This window comes from Arthrobacter sp. OV608, assembly GCA_900110595.1.
Lineage (GTDB): Bacteria > Actinomycetota > Actinomycetes > Actinomycetales > Micrococcaceae > Arthrobacter.
Map to the genome: position 1 here is coordinate 1 of FOEZ01000066.1, position 1,239 is coordinate 1,239.

The window sequence follows — 1,239 nt, forward strand, 5'->3', positions numbered from 1 at the left end:
ACGCTCTGTTGATGATGATCCTGAGAGTGTTGTCACCTGGGGCTGGTAGGTGCCGGGGAGACCGCTGATAGGGGCAGGACAGTGTGGGAACGTCGTGCGTAACGTGGGTGCCGGGCCCTGACACCGTGGTGGGCCAGTACGGGAGTTAGGTGACTACGACTGGAGGTGCCAGGTGCTCGGAAACCATGACGACGTTGAAGTGTTCATTGGTGTTGATGTTGGCAAGGGCGAGCATCATGCTGTTGCCCTGGACAGGGCGGGCAAGAAGTTGTTGGACCGGGCGCTGCCCAACGACGAGGGGCGGATCCGGGAGATCCTGGTCGAGCTTGAACATCATGGCCGGCTCCTTGTTGTGGTGGATCAGCCCGCGACGATCGGGGCGCTTCCGGTTGCCGTGGCCCAGGCCGCCGGGTCTGTGGTGGGGTACCTTCCGGGTTTGGCGATGCGCCGGATCGCGGACCTGCATCCCGGGGAATCGAAGACGGATGCACGCGATGCGTTCATCATTGCTGATGCCGCGCGGACCATGCCGCATACCCTGCGCTCGGTCCAGCTCTCCGACGTCCAGCTCGCCGAGTTGAGCATGCTCTGCGGATTCGATGATGATCTGGCCAAGCAGGCCACCGCGACCTCGAACCGGATCCGGGGGCTGCTGACTCAGATCCATCCCGCGCTCGAACGTGTCCTGGGCCCGCGGCTGGACCACCCGGCGGTCCTGGATCTGCTGCGGACCTGGCCCACGCCCGAAGCGCTCCGCCACGCCGGCCGGCGACGAATTGCGAACCGGCTGACCAAGCTCGCGCCCCGGATGGGTGAACGCCTTGCCGATGACATCATCGAGGCCTTGGGCAGGCAGACGGTAACCGTGGTGGGCACGAACGCCGCCACCATAGTGCTGCCCCAGCTCGCGGCCATGCTCGCCGGGCTGCACGAGTCACGACTCACCGTCTACGCCCAGGTCGAAGCCCTCGTGGAGGCCCACCCTCTTCACCAGGTCCTGATGTCTCTGCCGGCGGTCGGCATCAGGACCGCAGCACGGATCCTCACCGAAGTCGCCGGCAAAGACTTCCCGACCGCCGGGCACCTGGCCTCCTACGCCGGCCTGACTCCGGTCACCTGGCGGTCCGGGACCTCCGTCCGGGCCGACCGCGCCTCCCGAAAAGGCAACAAAGTCCTCAAACGCACCCTCTACCTCTCAGCGTTCGCGGCCCTCAAAGACCCGCTCTCCCGCGCCTACTA

1 pseudogene is annotated in these 1,239 nt (G+C 65.9%); it reads left to right on the forward strand.

Annotation, left to right across the window (positions count from 1 at the left end):
• Positions 1–107: 107 nt before the first annotated feature.
• Positions 108–1,239: pseudogene (locus BMX78_RS22625) on the forward strand (IS110 family RNA-guided transposase); the annotation flags it as partial.